The sequence below is a fragment of the Oleiphilus sp. HI0123 genome, assembly GCF_001635315.1.
The window spans coordinates 1-2514 of record NZ_LWGE01001062.1 but is presented as its reverse complement, the minus strand read 5'-3'; the positions used below and the strand labels follow the sequence as shown (position 1 = coordinate 2514).

The 2514-nt window shown below is 44.3% G+C and carries 3 protein-coding genes and 1 pseudogene; 1 reads left to right on the top strand and 3 read right to left on the bottom strand.

Features of this window, described 5'->3' with window-relative positions; genetic code table 11:
• A pseudogene (locus A3761_RS09820) lies at positions 1-328 on the bottom strand (D-alanyl-D-alanine carboxypeptidase); the annotation flags it as partial.
• Between the two features lie 172 nt (positions 329-500).
• Here A3761_RS09820 and A3761_RS09815 point away from each other — a divergent pair.
• Complete coding sequence (locus A3761_RS09815) at positions 501-683, top strand: hypothetical protein (RefSeq protein ID WP_068507906.1); 183 nt, start codon at positions 501-503, stop codon at positions 681-683.
• Here the strand turns inward: A3761_RS09815 and A3761_RS09810 are convergent.
• Positions 652-1467, bottom strand: a complete 816-nt coding sequence (locus A3761_RS09810; RefSeq protein WP_231875460.1) for a septal ring lytic transglycosylase RlpA family protein — start codon at positions 1465-1467, stop codon at positions 652-654. The two genes, A3761_RS09815 and A3761_RS09810, sit on opposite strands and share 32 nt — an antisense overlap.
• 13 nt (positions 1468-1480) lie before the next feature.
• A partial coding sequence (gene mltB / locus A3761_RS09805; protein WP_369808214.1) for a lytic murein transglycosylase B occupies positions 1481-2514 on the bottom strand: 1034 nt, incomplete at its 5' end.

Sequence of the window (2514 nt, the reverse complement as noted above, 5' to 3'; positions counted from 1 at the left end):
TGATGAACATTTTTGACCCGCCAGTGCGCCAAGCCTTAACGCTCACTGGAACCTCGTCATATAAATTGATATTACCTTGAGCTACTTCGCTTTCGACGATGTATGCGGTCATCATCTTAGTCAAGCTGGCGGGTGGCAACTGAACGTAGCTTTCATGCTCTACGATTACTTCGCCACTCGTGGCATCCATTAAAATATAAGAGCTAGCTGAAACCTGTGGCGGAGAAGGAATAAGAGCTGGCTTAGCAAATGCGTCGGCAACATGGAATCCGAGAAGTAATAACAAAGAATAAAGTGGTAACACCTTACCTAGTGATCTGAACATCATTAAAAACCCGATTTTGATTTATATGAACGAAGTGACATATATTGAAGAAAGCAAGTCTAACCGAATTCAGCAATCGATTCATCCATAAGCGAAGACCAATAAGCCAATCTGTATTAAAATTAACGCTTCAGCTAATACAGACTTCTAACGAACAAGAAGAGGTATAAACGAAATGAAGGAACTCAAAAACGGCTCTGTTGACAGCGCACAAACAGTTAAAGCAGGCTGTGGAATTCGCTACGACCCTGAACAGCTAGACGGAGATTGCGGCTTCGATTTTTCACAAGCTGAAAACATGAAGCCTGAGAAAGAAGCCCATATACCTAAGAGCCCGGAGCCAACACAGGACGACTAATCACAACAGGTGCACCAACCTCACTGTCGGATAAATGAGCCTTTAACTTTTCTGCAGCGCTCATGTCATCAACTGGTCCAACTCTGACACGATAGATATTAGCCCCTTCAGCCTTCCCTACAAACGCAGAGTGAGCCAAGCCCATTCTCTGTAGACGCTGGAGAAGGTTATTAGCCGAAGCCTGATTAGATAGCGCCGCCACTTGAACAAAATAGGCTAAGCGGTCTTTGCTTTCTTTTACCCCCGAAGCCTCCTCACCACTCACTGTTGGTTTTGGTACAACGATTGATTCTAGTAAAAGCCTGGCAGTTCCTTTGTTGTGGTAATCCAGCTTCTTGGCTGCGGCATAAGATAGATCTAATATTCTACCTTCATGAAATGGCCCACGGTCATTAACTCTAACCACAACCGACCTTTGATTTTCGAGATTTGTCACCTTCAAATAGGCAGGAAGAGGCAAGGTCTTATGCGCTGCCGACATGGCATACATATTATAAATCTCACCATTTGAAGTCAGCTCACCATGAAACTTCAAGCCGTACCAAGAGCCAATCCCCTCCTCGCGATACTCCTTAATCGAATCGAGCAGGTGATACTCCTTTCCTCGCACAGTATAAGGAGAGTAATTGCCTTTTGGGCTGATTGGCTCCCATTTAGGGATTGCATCTGGCACCTTGGATACATCGAACTCTCCAGTAGGCCCGACATCATGCTTCATGCTGTAGCGAGAACTACTACAAGCCAGCAAAAGCAGGGCCAGGCAACACAAGAGAATGCAACGCAAACTACTCAACACCTTAGTTCATTCCTAGCTTTAGAGCCTCGGAAAGCTGGTAAACTGCCATCGCATATAAATGACTATGGTTATAGCGAGTAATCACGTAAAAATTCCTCAAGGTTAACCAATACTCTTCACCGGTAGCCCCTTGAAGTATCTGAAGTTTCGCAGGCATATTCTTATCCAAACCAGCAGGAAGACGCAAACCGTGTGCCTCAAAATCAGCTACCATATGCGACGGCTTGAGCTTCTTATGAACAAGCTCTTGATAACCCTCTCCTAAGTCTGACTTTTCTAGCTGAAAAGCGACTGGCTGCCCCTCGGACCATTTATGCATCTTAAAATAGTTAGCAACACTTCCCACCGCATCGGTAGCGTTATTAAGAATGTCCGCAACCTTATCGCCATCGAAATCAACTGCGTAGTGACGATAGCTACTTGGGATAAACTGGCCGTAACCCATCGCACCCGCATATGAGCCTTTCAAGTCTAAGGCTGCAAAGCCCTGCTCTTTAGACAGAAGAAATACTTGCTCTAACTCTTTTGTGAAAAACTTTGAACGAGGCGGATAGTCAAAAGCTAAAGTTGAAAGTGCATCCACCACACGATAACTCCCCTTGTTACGGCCGTAGCGAGTTTCAACACCTATTATGGCAGCAATAACATGAACCGGAACACCGTACTTTTCCTGAGCCCGGTTTAGGCTCTCTCGGTTTTCTTCAATGAAGGCTAAACCTTTCTTAATTCGATCATCGGTAAGAAATATCTTTCGATAACCCTTCCATTCGAGGCGCTTCTCTGCAGGTCGAGCAATTGCTTTCAGAATACTATCTTTCTTTTCTGCCTGAGAAAATATTTCAGCTAACTTTGCACTTTCAAAGCCGTGCTTACTAACCATCATATCAATAAAGCTTTTAGCTTTTTCGTGCTCAATATAGTTCGCATTTGCCGAAGAAACCGACAACAGCATCAGGCAAGCTGAGATTACAAAAAACAATTTATTTCCTGAACGCATACATAATCCTTTTATTGTTCGCAATTCGCTTAGCGCGA

Coding starts and splice junctions, on each gene's coding strand:
- A3761_RS09815 (WP_068507906.1), top strand. CDS start 501: ATGAAGGAACTCAAAAACGGCTCTGTTGACAGCGCACAAACAGTTAAA.